Origin of the sequence: Pseudoalteromonas sp. SM9913 (assembly GCF_000184065.1) — a bacterium.
GTDB classification, from domain to species: Bacteria; Pseudomonadota; Gammaproteobacteria; order Enterobacterales; family Alteromonadaceae; genus Pseudoalteromonas; species Pseudoalteromonas tetraodonis.
In genome coordinates this window covers 3,019,537-3,039,926 of sequence record NC_014803.1, presented here as the reverse complement: position 1 = coordinate 3,039,926, position 20,390 = coordinate 3,019,537, and the positions used below count along the sequence as shown (strand labels likewise).

The window sequence follows — 20,390 nt, the reverse complement described above, 5'->3', positions numbered from 1 at the left end:
AGCCGTCAGTTTAGTGTTTTAATCTGTCAATAAGGTTAATGACTATGCTTGCTGTCTATTTCTATTATTTAGGTTGTACTTATGAGTGGCGTAAGCACTCACATGCTGCTCTATAATTGCAAGTGCTTCTTCATCGTCCATGTTATTAGCCGGTGCTCCTTCTAAGTATGGTAAATTATTGGCTTTATGTAGTGGCTTATTAAGCCACTTCCAAGCTCTAGGTAAGCTTTTTTCAACTTGAGGATCAGTTAGAGTATCAAGTATTCTCCCTACTTTTTTAGGGTATTTGAACCATCCAATAGGTTTAAGAGCAGTTTTGCTCCCTACAACTCGACAAGGCAATTGTGATGCAGCCAGCTCTTCTTCAAAGATATATTTAATTGTCCAGTCAGCCAGTGCGCTTAGACTTTTATTAGCTTGTCTAAACTCATCATTATCAGATTTTCTAGGGATTATTAAGCCAATTTTGATAGGTGATCTTACTTTTAATGTATTGTGGTATTTAATTTTTTCTAGTGCTGGAACAATGTCTGTGTCATTAGTTACGAAAACAACTTGCTCTATAGATAAGTCAGTAATTGCATCATAGACGGCTTCGAGCGCTACATTTACATCACTTTGCTTTTCCTCCATTTTCCATATTTTTACACGTTCAGACTCGCTAGGTTCTTTTTCTTTACCTAGGTTATCCTTTTCAACTATAGGAAATTTGGTCTTATCGATGGCATAGCTACCTTTGATGGTTTTTAACTTAGAACCACAATAATTGTGTAAGGCAAGATGGTAAGAACGCTGATCGTTAAGTGAGCTTTTATCAGATGCAGCCCTTTGGGATATTTCTGCGGTAAAAAATTTTACAGCTAGATCATCCAAAACAGACGCACTTACTCCGCAACGCTTTAAAAGCCGTTCAGACAAAGAAACAGGGTTTAACCATTTAAAAGGACTACCCTTAAGGCAGCCAAAATAAAGATTGTATCCGTCAATATAAATTCTTGTGTTCACGTTTTAGTAGCCCAGAAATGAAAAAACCGACGCTAAGGTCGGTTTGATCGCCCAACTCCAGAGGTCTGTATATCGCCTGCGTGGAAGAAGGGTAAGTTGTTGACTGGATACTACAACAAGAGATAATAACAATCAATGATTATGTAAAGTTAATTTTAGTACAGTAATCACTATATTTCTACTAACCAAAAGCTAGTTATATAACTGATGTATTAGTACACAACTTACTTGTTAGTCATTGAAAATTAGTTATTATCTTACCCTCAAAAGTCACCCGTCAACCGTTGACGGGTTACTACCAATTAAACTTAAAGCCCTTATTAATAAGTAAGAATTGCTTTCTTGCTTCACTCATATGCTGGTGGAAGTACGGTGCTTTTACTATCTTCGTGTGGATATGAAAATGGAGATGTTGACTATCAGTATCTTTGTAATATGCATCAAGTGCCGATTGGATAATGATAAAGCTATCCACGCCATAGTACTCAAGAACCCGATATTTAAAGCATTCTAATGCAACTCTGTGTTGCGCTATTAATGCGTTTAACTCGCTTCTATCTGTATTGTTTAGTTTAACCATATCGAACAACTGGAGGTATGCATCGATAGAGTATTCATTTAACTCTGGATCATAGCCTTGTATGACGTTCCAACCAGCTCCATTTTTGATAGGGTTAGTTCGTACGGCAAGTTTGCCTTCAGTTGTTTTTGCACCAGTAGAGCGACCACCATGCAATTTACATCGACCATTACGCTTGTTGCCCAAGCGTTTACAGGGACTACCTGAACGTGTTTTAGCGCCGCACTTGGGTAAACTGTTTAAATCAAACTTACTCATTTTTGCCTTTTTATGATCGATCATATTCGGTTAACCTTCGGTTCAAGGGGTTTGTTTTTTGAAAATTTATTTTCTTCAAAGTTTCTAAAAATTAAAGTTTTATGTGTTTATCACCATGGCGGGGGTATATAAATCAATTGTTTATATGGTTTTGGTGCCATTAAAAGCGATCACTTTATGAAGTTTTTTGCTGTAAATTCACATAGGGTGATCGATCACCTTGCATGTATATACTTCGGTGCATAGAGTGCTGAACGGATAAGTGATCGCTACTAGCTTGATTAAGGTGATCGCTGCACATTAATAAGTGATGAAGTTTAGGTCGTTTTAACTGTGTACTACTTATATCTGAGCACCTGTTTTGTAAATAGATACCATCAGTCTTTAAGCTATTTGGCTTTATTTGAATCACTTTTTTATTTTGCTGATATGTAATAGCAGGGTTCACGAACAAGGTATCGTTAAAGCGCTTACTATCGTGCACAGTGGAGTATTCAAGCTTATTAAATAAATAACTATGAGCCTTAATGTCAGTTTCTTTTGTAGCGAGCTTAGTTAGATAACTTAAACGGTAAAGGGCAGGCTCTATACTGAGCTTATTACCCCTTTGCATTAGATAGTATGGATGTTTAACGAATGAAGCCGAGCCTAATCCTTCAGACTCCCAAGCATGCTTTAATTGGTGGGTGAGCTTGCTACTATGCTTTATTTTGTGGCCACTCAATAACACAGCTAAATGATAATGATGATTTGAAGATGTATTTCTTTCTCTAGTGCATATATAGCTTACTTTGCAGTTGTATTGCTTTGTAAGTACTGATAGCTGCTTTTTAATAAATTTTAAGAACATCTGATTGTTAGTAGAGTAGGATTGAGTACTTAACTCTATTCTTGCCACTAAAACTTTAGAATAATGGGAAAGCATACATTCACAGTGCTGAAAGACTTTAGTTAATGCTTTTAAATTTTGCCCTTTAGTTTTTGGCTTAAATACTCGGTAGCTATGATTCTTGTATATGAACTCTAACGAGTTAGTTGCTGTTATTTTAAAAGTCATTGTCATATCTATTTGGTTTAGTTATTAATAGGTATCTTTCTTATATTATTTAATATCCGCTGCGAGGAGATAAGCGCTCTATCAGTAAAAGCTCTTTAAATATAATAAGTAAGATGTATTTATTGATTGTGGCTAAGCGTATTTTTACTGATCAATTTGCTTCAAAGTGCGTCATCAGGAGGCAAAAAAAAGCAGGTTATTTACCTGCTTTTGGGGTTCTTATTAGCTAGCCAACTCTTATAATCTTGAAAGTGCCACATAGATCGCCCGTTAATTACATGAGCTGGTGGGGGGAAGTGGCCTGCCTTTACCCATCTTCCAAGTGTTGACCTGCTGATGTTAAGAAGCTTTTGTAATTCAGGCTTCTTTATCATCCGAGCATCGTCAATATACATAGCAAGATCTGGTAGGGTGTTATTGCTCATAAAGTGGAGCTCATGTTTATAACTTCACGAGATTGAACAAACTCTTGAAGCTCGCTTAAAAGCCAGCAAACTCTGTCGCTATCGGCATGCAATTTACGACGTTTAGGAAATAAGCCCTTTTTCTCTAGATTCCATGCACTTGTCCGTGAAACTGATGTGATTTTTACACGCTCAGCTTCTCTTACGAGACGGTCAGTAAATTGCGTTGTTGGTTTAATTAGTTTGTTCATATATGTATTCTCCGGTTCATCGTTGTTGATGGGAGAATTTTGATGGAATATTGATTTGATAAAACCCTATGTGCTAAGCATAGGGCTTTTTTTTTGATGTTAGTTATTGAAATTTATAATTAAATTATTTTTAATTTTTTCTTTATTTTCGTTGGTTTATACTCTGACTTAAGAACTTCCACCAGCTTATTTACTGATGGCTGCCGTAATGAAGAGCTTTTTTGTATATGCTTTATTTGACGCCTTACAAATTGCTCTTTAATTTCATTGTTACTAAAAGTGCTGAAACACTCTAATGCTTTGTTAGTGAGGTTAAATTGATAAAGTAATTGAAAGATTGCAGCCGTCGCATTTTCCTTACTGAATTTGCCTATACTATTATTTTCATAAAGAAATGAGGCCATTTCCTTAATTATATCTCTTAAAGGAGTAATTTTTTCCGTTTTAGTTTTACCACCTTTTTGAGGATCAAGGACATTCTTTTGAAACCCCTTATTAGCATGTCTTTCCAAGTTAACTCTCATATCATGGGCGCCAGTATGGTAACCAATAAGAAGAGCACTGGTTAATGCATCACTAAATTGCTTTTCTTTTGAGGTATAGGATGCCGTCAGTGTTTTCGCCATAATTTTTAGTTCGTTATCTACCTCTTTGAGCATAGATTGCTCATTGTCGGGAAATAACTCTTTATTAACCTTTAGCTTTTTAACTCTATGACCTAATAAATTAAGGAGTTCAATACCAGAAAAGAAAGACTCTAATGCCGTTTTCAATTTATTATCTTGTTTTAGAGTATCGCTGTTTAATCTATCAAGCAGCATTTCAGGTAATACCATCTTCTTAAGGTTTTCAAATTGTTGCTTAGCTTCATTACTTGTTACACCAGTAATAGATATTATTTTTGATTTAGCCATTTTGGATTTCTTAACTATTTTTTTGTTAACGGGATTACAAGTTCAGCTAGTGCTGTTAGTGCTTTTTGGCGCTCGTCGAAGTAGTCATATCGGTTATAAACCCCTTCTACACCTTTAATTTTGTGATTTAAGCAGCGCTCAGCTATATTGTCTGGAACACCCAGCTGAGCAAGTAGACTACGGCATGAGCGTCTTAGGTCGTGAATTACAAAGTATTCAATACCTTTATTACCTAAGATGTTTGGGTATGGTTTTTTATTACCATCGACTTTTTTACCAAATATTTTGGCCAAAGCATGGTTGAGGGTATCATCGGAGATATAAGCTCTTCTTTTACTTGCTCGCCTCGAAGGGAATAAATAATCAGATCCGCAAGAACGTACTTTTAGCTCTTCAAATAATGGTAGTAATGCAGATGCTATAGGTATTTTTATAGCCACATTTGTCTTACTTCTTGATTCAGGCAAAGACCAACTATTTTTTGAGAAATCAAACTCACTCCATTTTGCAGCGATGAGCTCACCTTTTCTAACTCCTAAAGTAAGAAGTAAGATAGATGCTATGTAATTATCTCTTGTAAAAATATGGCTATTCTCTTCAAAAGAACTAAATATAATTTTTATCTCTTCAGTGCTTAATATTCGGCTGCGACTGTTACCCGCACCACCAGCATCTATTGCATCGAAAGCAGCCGCAGGGTTTTTATCTGTACAATCTAATTTGGTAGCATGTTTAAATAGCTGTTTACATAGAAGCAAAACCTTATTGGGAATGGATGGGCGCCCGCTATCCATAATTTTGTTGATTAAATCCTGTATATGCTTTGCTTTTACATCTTCTACCCTCAATCGTCCTATTTCGGGTTTAACTTCGTTAGTAAAATATCTTAAGGGGTAATCAGCGTATTTAAGTTTTCTTCTTGGGCCTTCATACCAATTATCAAATAGGTCCGAGACAGTAATAATAGTTTTATTACTACTTTCAATACGTTTTTGTAAAGGGTCTTTTCCTTGCTTTACCATTTGTAGAACATTATTGGCGAGCAGTTTTGCATCCGCTAATGACAGCTCAGGAAAGCGGCCTTCGGTTAGCGTCATAAATGATCGCTTTTTATTTATTGTGTATCTAACTTCCCATGCTCCACCAGTCCTTTCTTTATTGGGCTTTACATATAGTCCTGTAACAACACGTACTCTTACAGATTTTGTATTCTTAATGGCTGACTTTAACTCTTTTTGGTTCATTAAATTACCGGAAAGTGGTTACTAGAAGTTTGATTAAGTGGTTACCAAAATGTTTTGGTAACCGTTTTGGTAACCACTTGGATGCAAACAATAAGAAACTATTATGAACCATAGAAAACAAAAAACCTAGCAAAAGCTAGGTTTATTAAGGGGTTGTGAACACTTAAGAACAGCTGGAAATACTATTCTATATTCTGGATCTGCTCACGCATTTGCTCAATCAGGACTTTTAGCTCTACAGCTGCGTTGGTGATGTCACTATTGATAGATTTAGATGCTAACGTGTTTGCTTCACGATTAAACTCTTGCATCATAAAATCTAAACGACGACCACAAGCACCACCTTTACTCAGGATTTTGCGAGTTTCTTTAACGTGCGACTTTAAACGGTCTAGCTCTTCGGCAACATCTTGCTTTTGTGCAAGATAAATCAGTTCTTGCTCAAGGCGTGACTCATCAATATTTGTTGTTAAATCTTCAAGCTTTTGTACTAACTTTTCACGTTGCCACTTAGTAATTTCTGGCATATGTGCTTCAACAATATCAACTTGCTCTAAAATGGCGGTTAATCGTGTAGTTATCATTTCTTCAAGGTTTGCACCTTCATCGCCACGCGCAGATTTAAAGTCTTCAATTACTTGGTCAAGACCACTAATAAGAGCTGTATTTACACTATCCATATCAATTTCTTGTGCTTCCATAACACCAGGCCAACGTAAAATATCCACAGGGTTAATGTCACCACTGCTTTGTTGCTGAACCCACTTAGCACTATTAATTAACTGCTCCGCCAGCGACTGATTAATTGATAATTCACCAACATGTGCTGGATTTGCGACAAATTTTAAGAAGACTTCTACCTTACCACGCTGTAAGTGCTTACGCAGACGCTCGCGAATAACGGGCTCCATGCCACGAAATTGCTCTGGTGCACGAATAAATGTTTCAAGGTAACGTTGGTTCACTGAACGAACTTCCCACGTGCCAGTGCCCCATTCGCCTTTAATTTCGCGACGCGCATAAGCTGTCATACTGTGGATCATGGATGATTTCCTACATTTTTAAATACAATAGTGTAATGATTATACCGTAACACTGCTTAAGCTCTAAAGAAAATTTAACCTACTGAGTGTTTTTTAAACACACTTTAATCTAAATCAACATGGCATCTGTATTCACATCCACATATAATGTGGCAAATTCAGAATTAAGGGGATCGTCAATGCGTCCAAGCGAAAGAACACCTAATCAAATTAGACCGGTTACGTTTACACGTAACTATACTTTGCATGCTGAAGGCTCAGTATTAGTAGAGTTTGGTAACACTAAGGTACTTTGTACCGCGACTGTTGAAGCTGGCGTGCCACGCTTTATGAAAGGCCAAGGTAAAGGTTGGGTAAACGCAGAATATGGCATGTTACCGCGCGCAACACACACACGTAACAGTCGTGAGGCAACGCGAGGTAAACAAGGCGGTCGTACAATGGAAATACAGCGTCTGATTGCTCGCTCTTTACGTGCAGCAATAGATCTAAAAGCACTCGGTGAAAACACAATTACTATTGATTGTGATGTAATTCAAGCTGATGGTGGTACACGTACAGCATCAATTAGTGGTGCATGTGTCGCACTCGTTGATGCACTTACTTACATGCGTGCAAAAGGGATGATTAATTCAAATCCACTTAAGCATATGATCGCGGCTATTTCAGTTGGTATATATAAAGGCCAAGCGATTAGCGATTTAGAATACCTTGAAGACTCTGACGCTGAAACCGACATGAATGTAATTTTAACTGAAACAGGTAAAATTATTGAAGTACAAGGGACTGCTGAAGGCGAGCCTTTCTCGTTTGACGAACTTGATGAGCTACTTACACTCGCTAAGCACTCAATTCGTGAAATTATAGATGTACAAAAACAAGCACTAGCATAAATAGGTAATCAGCGATGAAAGAATATCAAAAAGAGTTTATTGAATTTGCTTTAGAAAAGCAGGTATTAAAGTTTGGTGAATTTACCTTAAAATCTGGCCGTACAAGTCCATACTTTTTTAATGCAGGTTTGTTTAATACCGGTCGTGATCTTGCTCGCTTAGGTCGCTTTTATGCAGCGGCACTTGAAGATGCAGCAATTGAATATGATGTACTATTTGGTCCCGCTTATAAAGGTATTCCAATTGCAACAACTACCGCAGTTGCGTTAGCTGATCATTACAACAAAGATGTGCCTTACTGCTTTAACCGTAAAGAGAAAAAAGCACACGGTGAAGGTGGCAGCTTAGTAGGTTCGGATCTTAAAGGTAAGATAATGCTAGTTGATGATGTGATCACTGCAGGTACTGCAATTCGCGAATCTATGGAAATTATTGCTGAAAATGGCGCAGATTTAAGTGGTGTTTTAATCGCACTTGATCGCCAAGAAAAAGGTAAAGCTGAGCTTTCAGCTATACAAGAGGTAGAGCGTGACTTTAATACTCAAGTAACTTCTATTGTTAAATTGGCTGATCTAATCAGTTACCTTGAAAATCAAGGAACCATGGATGAGCATTTAGCGGCAGTAAAAGCATACCGAGATCAATACGGTGTAGCATAAGTAAGAGCCTCGCAAAAGCGGGGCTTTATTTTGTTTAAAATTTAGCAGAACTCGCACGAATAGTTAAAGCGAGTAAATTCTCATAGTCGAGTGATTAAATCCAACTATAGCCATAAAAGCATTAGCAGATCGTATAAGTACAGAGATTAATGTTCCATCGGATCAAGCTAAAGATATAAGATCTGCAGCGGTTACTCTCCTATTGGTGATCATGATGATCATTCTTTCACACATTTAAGGGCTACCTCACAGTTAAACGCTTAAATACCGCGTTTATTGTTAATAAATTGATAGTTATGTTGTGTTTTTAGTATCTATCGTTCAAATATCCAGCGAACAGTCATTTATTTCAAGTTTTCTTCAAAAAAGGGTTGATCTGTTTTCGGATCTCCCTATAATGCGACCCCACTGAGACGGGGAAGGCCAACGCATAGCGAGGCACGAGCTACTCAGTGAGTTGAGTAAAACTTAGTTTCGAAAAATTTCAAGTTTAACAAAATTAAGTGTTGACAAAAAAATAGGAAAGCGTAGTATGCGCAGCCCTAGCGAGATAAAGTTAAACGCTTTAATCGCAACGTTCTTTAACAATATAAAGCAATCATCTGTGTGGGCACTCGTACAGATTGAGTTCTAACAGCCAAGCTACTTAGGTAGTGAGGCAAACAAATTTAGAGTCTCAATTGAAACTGAGTGACCAACAGAATAGTTACTTAGGTAGTTATTCAGCACAGTCAATTCAATATCGAAAGATATTAAATAAATTCAGAATTCATTGAGCTGTCGAAAGACATAAAACTTTTTAATTGAAGAGTTTGATCATGGCTCAGATTGAACGCTGGCGGCAGGCCTAACACATGCAAGTCGAGCGGTAACAGAAAGTAGCTTGCTACTTTGCTGACGAGCGGCGGACGGGTGAGTAATGCTTGGGAACATGCCTTGAGGTGGGGGACAACAGTTGGAAACGACTGCTAATACCGCATAATGTCTACGGACCAAAGGGGGCTTCGGCTCTCGCCTTTAGATTGGCCCAAGTGGGATTAGCTAGTTGGTGAGGTAATGGCTCACCAAGGCGACGATCCCTAGCTGGTTTGAGAGGATGATCAGCCACACTGGGACTGAGACACGGCCCAGACTCCTACGGGAGGCAGCAGTGGGGAATATTGCACAATGGGCGCAAGCCTGATGCAGCCATGCCGCGTGTGTGAAGAAGGCCTTCGGGTTGTAAAGCACTTTCAGTCAGGAGGAAAGGTTAGTAGTTAATACCTGCTAGCTGTGACGTTACTGACAGAAGAAGCACCGGCTAACTCCGTGCCAGCAGCCGCGGTAATACGGAGGGTGCGAGCGTTAATCGGAATTACTGGGCGTAAAGCGTACGCAGGCGGTTTGTTAAGCGAGATGTGAAAGCCCCGGGCTCAACCTGGGAACTGCATTTCGAACTGGCAAACTAGAGTGTGATAGAGGGTGGTAGAATTTCAGGTGTAGCGGTGAAATGCGTAGAGATCTGAAGGAATACCGATGGCGAAGGCAGCCACCTGGGTCAACACTGACGCTCATGTACGAAAGCGTGGGGAGCAAACAGGATTAGATACCCTGGTAGTCCACGCCGTAAACGATGTCTACTAGAAGCTCGGAACCTCGGTTCTGTTTTTCAAAGCTAACGCATTAAGTAGACCGCCTGGGGAGTACGGCCGCAAGGTTAAAACTCAAATGAATTGACGGGGGCCCGCACAAGCGGTGGAGCATGTGGTTTAATTCGATGCAACGCGAAGAACCTTACCTACACTTGACATACAGAGAACTTACCAGAGATGGTTTGGTGCCTTCGGGAGCTCTGATACAGGTGCTGCATGGCTGTCGTCAGCTCGTGTTGTGAGATGTTGGGTTAAGTCCCGCAACGAGCGCAACCCCTATCCTTAGTTGCTAGCAGGTAATGCTGAGAACTCTAAGGAGACTGCCGGTGATAAACCGGAGGAAGGTGGGGACGACGTCAAGTCATCATGGCCCTTACGTGTAGGGCTACACACGTGCTACAATGGCGCATACAGAGTGCTGCGAACTCGCGAGAGTAAGCGAATCACTTAAAGTGCGTCGTAGTCCGGATTGGAGTCTGCAACTCGACTCCATGAAGTCGGAATCGCTAGTAATCGCGTATCAGAATGACGCGGTGAATACGTTCCCGGGCCTTGTACACACCGCCCGTCACACCATGGGAGTGGGTTGCTCCAGAAGTAGATAGTCTAACCCTCGGGAGGACGTTTACCACGGAGTGATTCATGACTGGGGTGAAGTCGTAACAAGGTAGCCCTAGGGGAACCTGGGGCTGGATCACCTCCTTATACGATTTAGAACTTATTTGTTCGTAGTGTCCACACAGATGATTGTTAGTTAGTTTGCTCTTTGAGTTGACTAATTAATATGCTCTTTAAAAATTTGGAAAAGCTGATAATAAAATTCGTATGAATAACACTGTTATTTGTACAGAGTTTTCAAAAGTAAAAAAGAATGATAGCAGTATCATTCAGTGCCAATTTAATCTTCGGATTAATTGGTATCTACTTTAGTATTCAATATTAACTTCTGGCGAAGTTAAACTGTCACAAAACAAAGACCCGTTTGGGTTGTATGGTTAAGTGACTAAGCGTACACGGTGGATGCCTTGGCAGTTGGAGGCGATGAAGGACGTATTAACTTGCGATAAGCCTAGTCAAGCTAGTAAAAAGCACTTGAGACTAGGATTTCCGAATGGGGAAACCCACCTGCTTGCAGGTATCGTTAACTGAATACATAGGTTAACGAGGCGAACGCGGAGAACTGAAACATCTAAGTACCCGTAGGAAAAGAAATCAACCGAGATTCCGATAGTAGCGGCGAGCGAAATCGGAACAGCCCTTAAGCTTATTATGTGTTAATGGAAGGCTCTGGAAAGTGCCACGATACAGGGTGATAGTCCCGTACATGAAAACGCATTTTAAGTGAAATCGAGTAGGTCGGAGCACGTGAAACTTTGACTGAATATAGGTGGACCATCATCTAAGGCTAAATACTCCCAACTGACCGATAGTGAACCAGTACCGTGAGGGAAAGGCGAAAAGAACCCCTGTGAGGGGAGTGAAATAGAACCTGAAACCGTGTACGTACAAGCAGTAGGAGCCCACTTGTTGGGTGACTGCGTACCTTTTGTATAATGGGTCAGCGACTTATATTTTGTAGCGAGGTTAACCGATTAGGGTAGCCGTAGGGAAACCGAGTCTTAACTGGGCGAATAGTTGCAAGGTATAGACCCGAAACCCGGTGATCTAGCCATGGGCAGGTTGAAGGTTGAGTAACATCAACTGGAGGACCGAACCCACTAACGTTGAAAAGTTAGGGGATGACCTGTGGTTAGGAGTGAAAGGCTAATCAAACCGGGAGATAGCTGGTTCTCCCCGAAATCTATTTAGGTAGAGCCTCGGACGAATACTTACGGGGGTAGAGCACTGTTAAGGCTAGGGGGTCATCCCGACTTACCAACCCTTTGCAAACTCCGAATACCGTAAAGTAATATCCGGGAGACACACGGCGGGTGCTAACGTCCGTCGTGAAGAGGGAAACAACCCAGACCGCCAGCTAAGGTCCCAAAGTCATAGTTAAGTGGGAAACGATGTGGAAAGGCCCAGACAGCCAGGAGGTTGGCTTAGAAGCAGCCATCCTTTAAAGAAAGCGTAATAGCTCACTGGTCGAGTCGGTCTGCGCGGAAGATGTAACGGGGCTAAACTATGCACCGAAGCTGCGGATTCAAAATTTATTTTGAGTGGTAGGGGAGCGTTCTGTAAGCGGTTGAAGGTGTACCGGGAGGTATGCTGGACGTATCAGAAGTGCGAATGCTGACATGAGTAACGATAATGCGGGTGAAAAACCCGCACGCCGGAAGACCAAGGGTTCCTATCCCATGTTAATCAGGGTAGGGTAAGTCGACCCCTAAGGCGAGGCCGAAAGGCGTAGTCGATGGGAAACGGATTAATATTTCCGTACTTGGTATAATTGCGATGGGGGGACGGAGCAGGCTAAGCAAGCATGGCGATGGTAGTCCATGTGAAAGTGTGTAGGCTAGTGACTTAGGTAAATCCGGGTTGCTGTTAGGCTGAGACACGAGACGAGTCACCAAGGTGATGAAGTTGCTGATGCCATACTTCCAGGAAAAGCCTCTAAGCTTCAGATTATACCGAATCGTACCCCAAACCGACACAGGTGGTCAGGTAGAGAATACTAAGGCGCTTGAGAGAACTCGGGTGAAGGAACTAGGCAAAATCGTACCGTAACTTCGGGAGAAGGTACGCTCCGATTGGTGATGAGACTTGCTCTTTAAGCTGATTGGAGCCGCAGTGACCAGGTGGCTGGGACTGTTTATTAAAAACACAGCACTGTGCAAAATCGCAAGATGACGTATACGGTGTGACACCTGCCCGGTGCCGGAAGGTTAATTGATGGGGTTATCTTCGGAGAAGCTCTTGATCGAAGCCCCGGTAAACGGCGGCCGTAACTATAACGGTCCTAAGGTAGCGAAATTCCTTGTCGGGTAAGTTCCGACCTGCACGAATGGTGTAACCATGGCCACGCTGTCTCCACCCGAGACTCAGTGAAATTGAAATCGCAGTGAAGATGCTGTGTACCCGCGGCTAGACGGAAAGACCCCGTGAACCTTTACTACAGCTTGGCACTGAACATTGAACCTACATGTGTAGGATAGGTGGGAGACTTAGAAGCAGAGACGCTAGTTTTTGTGGAGTCGTCCTTGAAATACCACCCTTGTAGTTTTGATGTTCTAACGTTGGCCCCTGAATCGGGGTTACGGACAGTGCCTGGTGGGTAGTTTGACTGGGGCGGTCTCCTCCCAAAGAGTAACGGAGGAGCACGAAGGTTGGCTAAGTACGGTCGGACATCGTACGGTTAGTGTAATGGTAGAAGCCAGCTTAACTGCGAGACAGACACGTCGAGCAGGTACGAAAGTAGGTCATAGTGATCCGGTGGTTCTGAATGGAAGGGCCATCGCTCAACGGATAAAAGGTACTCCGGGGATAACAGGCTGATACCGCCCAAGAGTTCATATCGACGGCGGTGTTTGGCACCTCGATGTCGGCTCATCACATCCTGGGGCTGAAGTCGGTCCCAAGGGTATGGCTGTTCGCCATTTAAAGTGGTACGCGAGCTGGGTTTAGAACGTCGTGAGACAGTTCGGTCCCTATCTGCCGTGGGCGTTTGAGAATTGAGAGGGGTTGCTCCTAGTACGAGAGGACCGGAGTGAACGAACCGCTGGTGTTCGGGTTGTCATGCCAATGGCATTGCCCGGTAGCTACGTTCGGAACTGATAAGCGCTGAAAGCATCTAAGCGCGAAGCAGGCCTCGAGATGAGTTCTCACTAGACTTTTAAAGTCTCTGAAGGGCCGTTGAAGACTACAACGTTGATAGGCAAGATGTGGAAGTGGTGTGAGCCATTAAGCTAACTTGTACTAATTACCCGTGAGGCTTAACCATACAACGCCAAACGCGTTTTATGTGATAGTTTAAGCGCAGAAGTTAATATGACTAAAGTAGATTTACGATACTCTTTATTATCAGAATTCCAAATTTTAGTAAGCTCGATTAAATCGACCTTACACCAAATTTGCTTGGTGACAATAGCGTTTTGGACCCACCTGACCCCATGCCGAACTCAGTAGTGAAACGAAACAGCGCCGATGATAGTGTAGCATTTGCTATGTGAAAGTAGGACATTACCAGGCTCCAAATTAAAGAAAGCCCGACTAGAAATAGTCGGGCTTTTTTACGTCTGCAGGAAAGTAAAAATATTAGCTATCAGCCGTCAGCTATCAGCTGCACAGCGTTAACTTGACCACTGTATCATGGGTTGAGTATCTCGAAACCTATGGGTAAAAGAATGCGACGACCACCTCAGAGCCTAATATATACTCTACCGCTGTAGGGACCGCGACATTCTATTGCGTTGTCGCTAAGAATAACGTATCAGCATCAGGTAGCAAATCCATATAAATTGGTAATAAATACTCAAATAAGGGGGTTGCGCCCTTATTCTGATTGATACATTTCTGATCTTACTTGAAAAAAAACCAATGAGCCCAAAGTCTACTTAATCAACACTTATTTTTATAGAGCCTATCATGTCGTTATTACCTTCATCTTCCAGCGTTAAGCAATTCGTATATTTAGCACAGCAAATAAGAGAGCATGAGGGTAATGCTGCAAAAGCCAGTGGTTGTGATCTGTTTACCCTAATGGAACGAGCGGGGCATGCCGCATTTTTAAATTGGAAATCATTCAATGCACAGCAGACTCTAGTACTCGTAGGGAGTGGCAATAACGCAGGAGATGGCTATATTGCGGCTAGCCTTATTAAACAAGCCGATAGACATGTAGTGGTGTGTGCCGTAGATGAAAATAAAGAATTAACCGGCGATGCTGCAAAAGCACAAAAGCGCTGGATTGATGCCGGTGGTGAAATTTGTAACTTTAGCGCTGATGCACTCGATGAGTGTGATGTAATCATTGATGCATTACTGGGCACTGGTCTTGAAAATACGGTACGCGATAATGTTGCCACTATAATTAAAGCGGCGAATGAAAGCACTAAACCAATACTCAGTATTGATGTGCCATCAGGTATAAATGCTGATACAGGCCAACCTTTAGGTATTGCAATTAAAGCCACTAAAACAATTACTTTTGTAGGGGTAAAACAAGGGTTAACAACGGCTGCGGGTAAACAGTATGTTGGTGAACTTATCTTTGATGACTTGGCTATTGGCGAGTCATTCGTAGAATTAGCAAGCCCTTCGGGTAAGCTTATTAATATCAATAGTTTTAAAGGCTTAGGCCCACGTGCTTTGAATAGTCATAAAGGTAGTTATGGAAAATTACTGTGTATTGGTGGGAATCAAGGAACGGCAGGTGCTATCAGCTTAACAAGCGAGGCAGCGCTTAGAGCTGGTGCTGGAATGGTCAGAGTGCATACCCATGAAAGCTCAATTATGCCAGTCAGTTTTGGCCGACCAGAGCTTATGGTAAGTAGTAATAACTTGCAACACGCATTGGAGTGGGCAAGCTGTGCTGTTATTGGCCCAGGCCTTGGACAAGACGAATGGGCGCAAAATACCTTTAATCAAGTCATTGAGTATTGTACACATAATAATATGCCTTTAGTTATTGATGCTGATGCACTTAATTTACTCGCTAAACAAGCTTCACCGAAAATGCCCACGCGGTGTGTACTTACCCCGCATCCGGGCGAAGCCTCTCGATTATTAAAGGTGTCGACTGGGGAGATAGAGTCTGATCGGTTCAGCTATGTTCAACAATGTGCTAAACGTTACTCAGCAGTTTGTGTTTTAAAAGGCGCAGGAACTTTAATAGCCGATGGTAAGCATACTTGGGTTTGTGAAGAAGGAAGCCCTGCGCTTGCTGTTGGCGGTAGCGGTGATGTTCTTACTGGTATTGTAGGGGCATTACTTGCTCAAGGGTTAGATTGTGCTGAGGCGACTTGCTATGGTGTTACACTGCATGCTAAAGCGGGTGATATTGCTGGGCAAAAAAATGGAGAGCGAGGTATGCTACCTAGCGATCTGTTTTGTATAGTGAGGCGGTTAATTAATAATATAAAACCATAAGATAAAAGCATTCATATTAATTTTGTTCTTTTTTTGATAAATCCATTAACCTTCTTATACTTAGTTAACGCTGTTTGGTTGTAACTGAGGTTAAAAATGTTAATACAGAAAAAAATGTATGCGGGAAGCTTATTACTTATCGTTTTCTCTTTGCTCGTTTTAACCGGAATTATGCAATGGGTGATAACGCCAATTATAAAAAATGAAGCTATTTCTGCAGCTAAGTTACAGGCTAAAGTAATCGGAGAATCATTTGCTAAGGATTTAGGAAAAAGTGCAGCATTAACTAAAAGCTTATCTGTTGTTGCTCAAACACTTCCCCTTGATAAAGATCAATTTATTAAAAATTTGGCACCGTTAATTGCTAGTGGTACAGGTATTGCCGGTGGTGGAATATGGCCAGAGCCAAATATGTTAGATGCATCAGCACAAAGGGCATCTTTGTTTTGGGCTAAGGGCGATAATGGTCAATACACTTTATTAGATGACTACAACCAAGCTGATAGCAGTCCATATCAACAAGAAAGCTGGTATACAAGTGCTGCTAACGCTCAACCAGGCGTATGTGTTTGGTCTGAGGCTTATGTTGATGCAGTCTCGAATGTGCCTATGGTAACTTGTTCCGTTAAAATTGAGCGTAATAATCAGTTTTGGGGAGTCGCTACTTTAGATATAGAGCTTTCTCATATTGAAAAGTCACTACTTGCTGAAAACCAAGCAACCGGTACCTACAGTTTTATTATTGATAGTGCGCAGCAGTTTGTTTCTATTCCTGCATTTAGAGATACGAATTTAGCCATGCTAAATTTTTCACAAGCTGTAAGTAAAGATAGCTCTTTACAGCCTTTAGTTAACGCCTTGAAAAATGAAGATAGACTCGTAGCAGAGTTTAGTTCTGGTGTCATAAAGGGGGATAGCTCAATTCTAGTGACATTCTCACTGCCGGAGCAAAAGTGGCGCTCTGGCGTGATAATCCCAACAGCGATTGCAAAAAAAGCAGCTAATACGCTGACATATTATTTGTATGGTTCATTCATTGTACTCATTGTTATATTTATATCGGCATTATTAGTCTTTGGTAAGCGATTAGTTGAGCAAATAGAGCAGACTTCGGCGCAAGTTAGGTCATTAATGCAAGGGCAAACAGATTCTAAATTACCAATATCGGGGGATGATGAAATGAGTCATCTTTGCGAAGCAATTAATGATTACGGTGATCATCTTATTAAAATTCTTGGGCTGATTAAAGAAGAGGCGGCCTCAGTAAAAAACAATGCTGAATCTATTGATAACTTGAGTAGTAATAGTCAGCAACGCGCACATGAACTAATGCAAGAAAATGAACTGTTAGCCACGGCTATCAATGAAATGTCGATAGCGGCTTCATCGGCATCAGAAGATATTGGTGGCGTTGCAGATATTACCGCTAAGTCATCAGATCTTGTAAACTCTGGATTTAATGTTATTGAACAAAACGCAGAATCTATCCAGCTGTTGTTCAATAAACTAACTGAGTCGTCCAATGCAATATCACAAATCTCTGAAGATTCACAGCAGGTTGGTTCGGTATTAGATGTGATTATGAATATCTCTGAGCAAACTAATTTGCTTGCGCTTAATGCTGCTATTGAGGCTGCTCGTGCTGGTGATTCTGGAAGGGGGTTTGCGGTCGTTGCTGATGAAGTTAGAACACTGGCACAAAGAACGCAACAATCAGCTGGTGAAATTGAAACCATGATAAGTCAGTTACAACAAGCGGCTGCAAAAGGAGTCAGTGTTATTCAAGAATGCCGAGAGTTCTCAGAAGTGGTCAATGATCGTTCAAATACAACACGCACGCAATATGAAAATATAGTCGATGCATTTAACGACATTAAAGGGCGCTCAGCAAGTATTGCCGTAGCCACTGAAGAACAGGCTCAAGTAACCGTCAATGTTAAAAAACTAGCGGAACGGATCCGAGAAATATCAGGGCAAAATGCTGCCGATGCCGAAGACTTTAGAGAAGTAAGTAAAGCCTCTAATAGTCAAGCACAAAGGCTATACGACATTAGTCAGCAGTGACTTAATAAAAAAATCCAAGCCTTGCTTGGATTTTTTATATAAATTTGTTTATTAATTTAAAATTATGAGGATTTAGAAGTCTATCTATGAAGCTCGCCAGCTCTTTCTGGTTGATAAGTTACCTCTTTAATAGCTACTGTTATTAACCCACCGCCTGGCTTTGGCCATTCAATTTGATCTCCTTGTGAAAGGCCAAGTAATGCACTACCAACAGGGGCTAAGATTGATATTTTGTTGCCACTTGAGTCAATATTCTTCGGGTAAACAAGCGTTAAAGTAAACTCCTCACCTGTAGACTCAACAACAAAGTTCACTGTTGAATTCATGGTTACCACGGTTGAGGGAACTTCGTGTGGCTCCACTATGTTAGCTCTACCAAGTTCTGCTTCAAGTTCTTTTTCACCCGCAAAACTGTTCGCAGGTAATGATTCCATTAGCGCATACAATCGATCTGCATCCAGTGATGAGATGATTATTTCAGGTTTAGTATTCAACTTAATATCCTTAATCATGTTAAATAAAATTTACTCTGGGTATAGCTTGCAGGAACTCAGTTGCATTGGAATACACTGAGATAATTTTATTGTTGTCTTAGTGAATTTATTTTATCTCTATTGCTAAAAACCCAGCCGAAGCTGGGTTTTATTTGAGCTAGGTGTGTGAGGGAATGATTTACATCATGCCGCCCATACCACCCATTCCGCCCATGCCACCCATATCAGGAGCGCCCGCTTCTTCTTTAGGAATTTCAGCGACCATTGCTTCTGTGGTGATCATTAGACCGGCAATCGATCCTGCAAATTGTAATGCAGAACGGGTTACTTTCGTTGGATCTAGGATACCCATTTCAATCATGTCGTTGTATTCGCCAGTGGCTGCGTTGTAACCGTAGTTACCTTCACCGCCTTTCACTGCGTTAATAACAACAGATGCTTCGTCGCCTGCGTTTGTAACGATTTGACGAAGTGGTGCTTCCATCGCGCGAAGTGCCACTTTAATACCGTGGTTTTGGTCTTCGTTATCGCCTAGTAAATCTGCTAATTTGCTAGCAGCACGCACTAAGGCAACACCGCCACCTGGTACAACACCTTCTTCAACCGCTGCGCGAGTTGCATGTAATGCATCTTCAACACGATCTTTTTTCTCTTTCATTTCAATTTCAGTAGCGGCACCTACTTTGATTACTGCAACACCGCCAGCTAATTTAGCCATGCGCTCTTGTAGCTTTTCTTTATCGTAGTCTGAAGTCGCTTCTTCAATTTGTGCTTTGATTTGTGCAACACGGCCGTTAATACCGTCTTCTTCACCAGCACCATCAATGATTGTTGTGTCGTCTTTAGTGATTACTACGCGTTTAGCTGTCCCTAAGTCTTCAACTGTTGCTTTTTCAAGCTCAAGGCCGATTTCTTCAGAAATCACAGTACCGCCAGTTAATACCGCGATATCTTGTAGCATTGCTTTACGGCGATCGCCAAAACCAGGTGCTTTAACCGCTGATACTTTTACAATACCACGCATGTTATTCACTACTAGTGTCGCTAACGCTTCACCTTCAAGGTCTTCTGCGATGATGAGCAGAGGTTTACTTGCTTTAGCAACCGCTTCTAATGTTGGTAATAATTCACGGATGTTAGATATTTTTTTATCTACAAGTAAGATAAATGGGTTATCTAGCTCAACCGCGCCTTTTTCAGCGTTGTTGATAAAGTATGGAGATAAGTAACCACGGTCAAACTGCATGCCTTCTACAACATCTAATTCGTTTTCAAGTGATTGCCCTTCTTCAACCGTAATAACACCTGTGTTACGGCCTACTTTTTCCATTGCATCAGCAATGATTTCACCAATTTCTTTATCAGAGTTAGCTGAAATAGTACCTACTTGTGCAATCGCTTTAGTATCAGCACATGGAACAGAAAGCGCTTTAAGTTCTGCAACTGCAGCAATGATTGCTTTATCAATACCGCGCTTAAGATCCATTGGGTTCATACCCGCAGCAACCGCTTTAAGACCTTCGTTTACAATAGACTGAGCAAGCACAGTTGCGGTAGTGGTACCGTCACCAGCAGCATCATTTGCTTTAGACGCTACTTCTTTAACCATTTGTGCGCCCATATTTTCAAACTTGTCTTCAAGTTCGATTTCTTTTGCTACAGATACACCATCTTTGGTGATCACAGGAGAGCCAAATGATTTGTCTAATACAACGTTACGACCTTTAGGGCCTAATGTTACTTTTACTGCATTTGCTAGAATATTTACGCCAGTTAGCATTTTTGCACGTGCGTCGCCTGCAAACAGTACTTCTTTTGCTGCCATGTTTAATTTCCTCTAAATTCTTAAAATGTGTGTTAAACGAA

The 20,390-nt window shown here is 41.2% G+C and carries 15 protein-coding genes and 3 rRNA genes; 8 read left to right on the top strand and 10 right to left on the bottom strand.

Going from position 1 to position 20,390, the window contains the following annotated elements; genetic code table 11:
- Window positions 1-42: 42 nt before the first annotated feature.
- The 8 genes from PSM_RS13935 to PSM_RS13900 form a co-directional block, all read right to left on the bottom strand.
- Entirely contained in the window at window positions 43-1,005 is a 963-nt protein-coding gene (locus PSM_RS13935) for an NYN domain-containing protein (protein ID WP_024601828.1), read from the bottom strand.
- Window positions 1,006-1,300: 295 nt separating this feature from the next.
- Window positions 1,301-1,867, bottom strand: coding sequence for an HGGxSTG domain-containing protein (locus tag PSM_RS13930; protein ID WP_013466048.1), 567 nt, complete (start codon window positions 1,865-1,867; stop codon window positions 1,301-1,303).
- Between the two features lie 151 nt (window positions 1,868-2,018).
- Window positions 2,019-2,900, bottom strand: a complete 882-nt coding sequence (locus PSM_RS13925) for a YagK/YfjJ domain-containing protein (RefSeq protein ID WP_013466047.1) — start codon at window positions 2,898-2,900, stop codon at window positions 2,019-2,021.
- Between the two features lie 200 nt (window positions 2,901-3,100).
- Window positions 3,101-3,274 carry a helix-turn-helix transcriptional regulator gene (locus PSM_RS18880; protein WP_442852290.1) on the bottom strand — a complete coding sequence of 58 codons (174 nt, stop codon included), beginning with the start codon at window positions 3,272-3,274 and terminating at the stop codon, window positions 3,101-3,103.
- 47 nt (window positions 3,275-3,321) lie between these two features.
- Window positions 3,322-3,555 carry a helix-turn-helix transcriptional regulator gene (locus tag PSM_RS13915; protein WP_013466045.1) on the bottom strand — a complete coding sequence of 78 codons (234 nt, stop codon included), beginning with the start codon at window positions 3,553-3,555 and terminating at the stop codon, window positions 3,322-3,324.
- A 119-nt stretch (window positions 3,556-3,674) separates the two neighbouring features.
- On the bottom strand, window positions 3,675-4,469 hold the full coding sequence (locus PSM_RS13910) for a hypothetical protein (protein ID WP_013466044.1): 795 nt from the start codon (window positions 4,467-4,469) through the stop codon (window positions 3,675-3,677).
- 14 nt (window positions 4,470-4,483) lie between these two features.
- Window positions 4,484-5,713, bottom strand: a complete 1,230-nt coding sequence (locus PSM_RS13905; protein WP_013466043.1) for a tyrosine-type recombinase/integrase — start codon at window positions 5,711-5,713, stop codon at window positions 4,484-4,486.
- Window positions 5,714-5,895: 182 nt separating this feature from the next.
- The gene (locus PSM_RS13900; protein ID WP_013466042.1) at window positions 5,896-6,756 is read right to left on the bottom strand and encodes a YicC/YloC family endoribonuclease; all 861 of its coding nucleotides are present in this window, start codon (window positions 6,754-6,756) and stop codon (window positions 5,896-5,898) included.
- Between the two features lie 179 nt (window positions 6,757-6,935).
- Here PSM_RS13900 and rph point away from each other — a divergent pair, with 179 nt between their 5' ends.
- The 8 genes from rph (at window position 6,936) to PSM_RS13865 (ending at window position 18,030) form a co-directional block, all read left to right on the top strand.
- Window positions 6,936-7,649, top strand: coding sequence for a ribonuclease PH (gene rph / locus PSM_RS13895; RefSeq protein ID WP_008111261.1), 714 nt, complete (start codon window positions 6,936-6,938; stop codon window positions 7,647-7,649).
- Window positions 7,650-7,663: 14 nt separating this feature from the next.
- A complete protein-coding gene (gene pyrE / locus PSM_RS13890; protein WP_013466041.1) occupies window positions 7,664-8,308 on the top strand; it encodes an orotate phosphoribosyltransferase in 645 nt (214 codons plus the stop codon).
- A gap of 106 nt (window positions 8,309-8,414) precedes the next feature.
- Window positions 8,415-8,546, top strand: coding sequence for a diacylglycerol kinase (locus PSM_RS18830; protein ID WP_138687202.1), 132 nt, complete (start codon window positions 8,415-8,417; stop codon window positions 8,544-8,546).
- A gap of 562 nt (window positions 8,547-9,108) precedes the next feature.
- Window positions 9,109-10,644: ribosomal RNA gene (locus PSM_RS13885) — 16S ribosomal RNA — on the top strand.
- Between the two features lie 288 nt (window positions 10,645-10,932).
- Window positions 10,933-13,819 (top strand): 23S ribosomal RNA (locus tag PSM_RS13880).
- 133 nt (window positions 13,820-13,952) lie between these two features.
- A 5S ribosomal RNA gene (rrf, locus tag PSM_RS13875) occupies window positions 13,953-14,067 on the top strand.
- Together the 16S, 23S and 5S rRNA genes form the textbook arrangement of a ribosomal RNA operon.
- 396 nt (window positions 14,068-14,463) lie before the next feature.
- Window positions 14,464-15,966 carry a bifunctional ADP-dependent NAD(P)H-hydrate dehydratase/NAD(P)H-hydrate epimerase gene (locus PSM_RS13870; protein ID WP_013466040.1) on the top strand — a complete coding sequence of 501 codons (1,503 nt, stop codon included), beginning with the start codon at window positions 14,464-14,466 and terminating at the stop codon, window positions 15,964-15,966.
- Window positions 15,967-16,062: 96 nt separating this feature from the next.
- Window positions 16,063-18,030 carry a methyl-accepting chemotaxis protein gene (locus PSM_RS13865; protein ID WP_013466039.1) on the top strand — a complete coding sequence of 656 codons (1,968 nt, stop codon included), beginning with the start codon at window positions 16,063-16,065 and terminating at the stop codon, window positions 18,028-18,030.
- 80 nt (window positions 18,031-18,110) lie between these two features.
- Here PSM_RS13865 and rnk read toward each other — a convergent pair whose 3' ends face one another.
- Both rnk and groL read right to left on the bottom strand, forming a co-directional pair.
- Window positions 18,111-18,524 carry a nucleoside diphosphate kinase regulator gene (rnk, locus tag PSM_RS13860; RefSeq protein WP_013466038.1) on the bottom strand — a complete coding sequence of 138 codons (414 nt, stop codon included), beginning with the start codon at window positions 18,522-18,524 and terminating at the stop codon, window positions 18,111-18,113.
- Window positions 18,525-18,702: 178 nt separating this feature from the next.
- Window positions 18,703-20,349, bottom strand: coding sequence for a chaperonin GroEL (gene groL, locus PSM_RS13855; RefSeq protein WP_013466037.1), 1,647 nt, complete (start codon window positions 20,347-20,349; stop codon window positions 18,703-18,705).
- Window positions 20,350-20,390 lie beyond the last annotated feature (41 nt).

Coding starts and splice junctions, on each gene's coding strand:
- PSM_RS13930 (WP_013466048.1), bottom strand. CDS start 1,867: ATGATCGATCATAAAAAGGCAAAAATGAGTAAGTTTGATTTAAACAGT.
- PSM_RS13870 (WP_013466040.1), top strand. CDS start 14,464: ATGTCGTTATTACCTTCATCTTCCAGCGTTAAGCAATTCGTATATTTA.
- PSM_RS13915 (WP_013466045.1), bottom strand. CDS start 3,555: ATGAACAAACTAATTAAACCAACAACGCAATTTACTGACCGTCTCGTA.
- PSM_RS13865 (WP_013466039.1), top strand. CDS start 16,063: ATGTTAATACAGAAAAAAATGTATGCGGGAAGCTTATTACTTATCGTT.
- rph (WP_008111261.1), top strand. CDS start 6,936: ATGCGTCCAAGCGAAAGAACACCTAATCAAATTAGACCGGTTACGTTT.
- PSM_RS13900 (WP_013466042.1), bottom strand. CDS start 6,756: ATGATCCACAGTATGACAGCTTATGCGCGTCGCGAAATTAAAGGCGAA.
- PSM_RS13925 (WP_013466047.1), bottom strand. CDS start 2,900: ATGACTTTTAAAATAACAGCAACTAACTCGTTAGAGTTCATATACAAG.
- PSM_RS13910 (WP_013466044.1), bottom strand. CDS start 4,469: ATGGCTAAATCAAAAATAATATCTATTACTGGTGTAACAAGTAATGAA.
- PSM_RS18880 (WP_442852290.1), bottom strand. CDS start 3,274: ATGATAAAGAAGCCTGAATTACAAAAGCTTCTTAACATCAGCAGGTCA.
- groL (WP_013466037.1), bottom strand. CDS start 20,349: ATGGCAGCAAAAGAAGTACTGTTTGCAGGCGACGCACGTGCAAAAATG.
- PSM_RS13905 (WP_013466043.1), bottom strand. CDS start 5,713: ATGAACCAAAAAGAGTTAAAGTCAGCCATTAAGAATACAAAATCTGTA.
- pyrE (WP_013466041.1), top strand. CDS start 7,664: ATGAAAGAATATCAAAAAGAGTTTATTGAATTTGCTTTAGAAAAGCAG.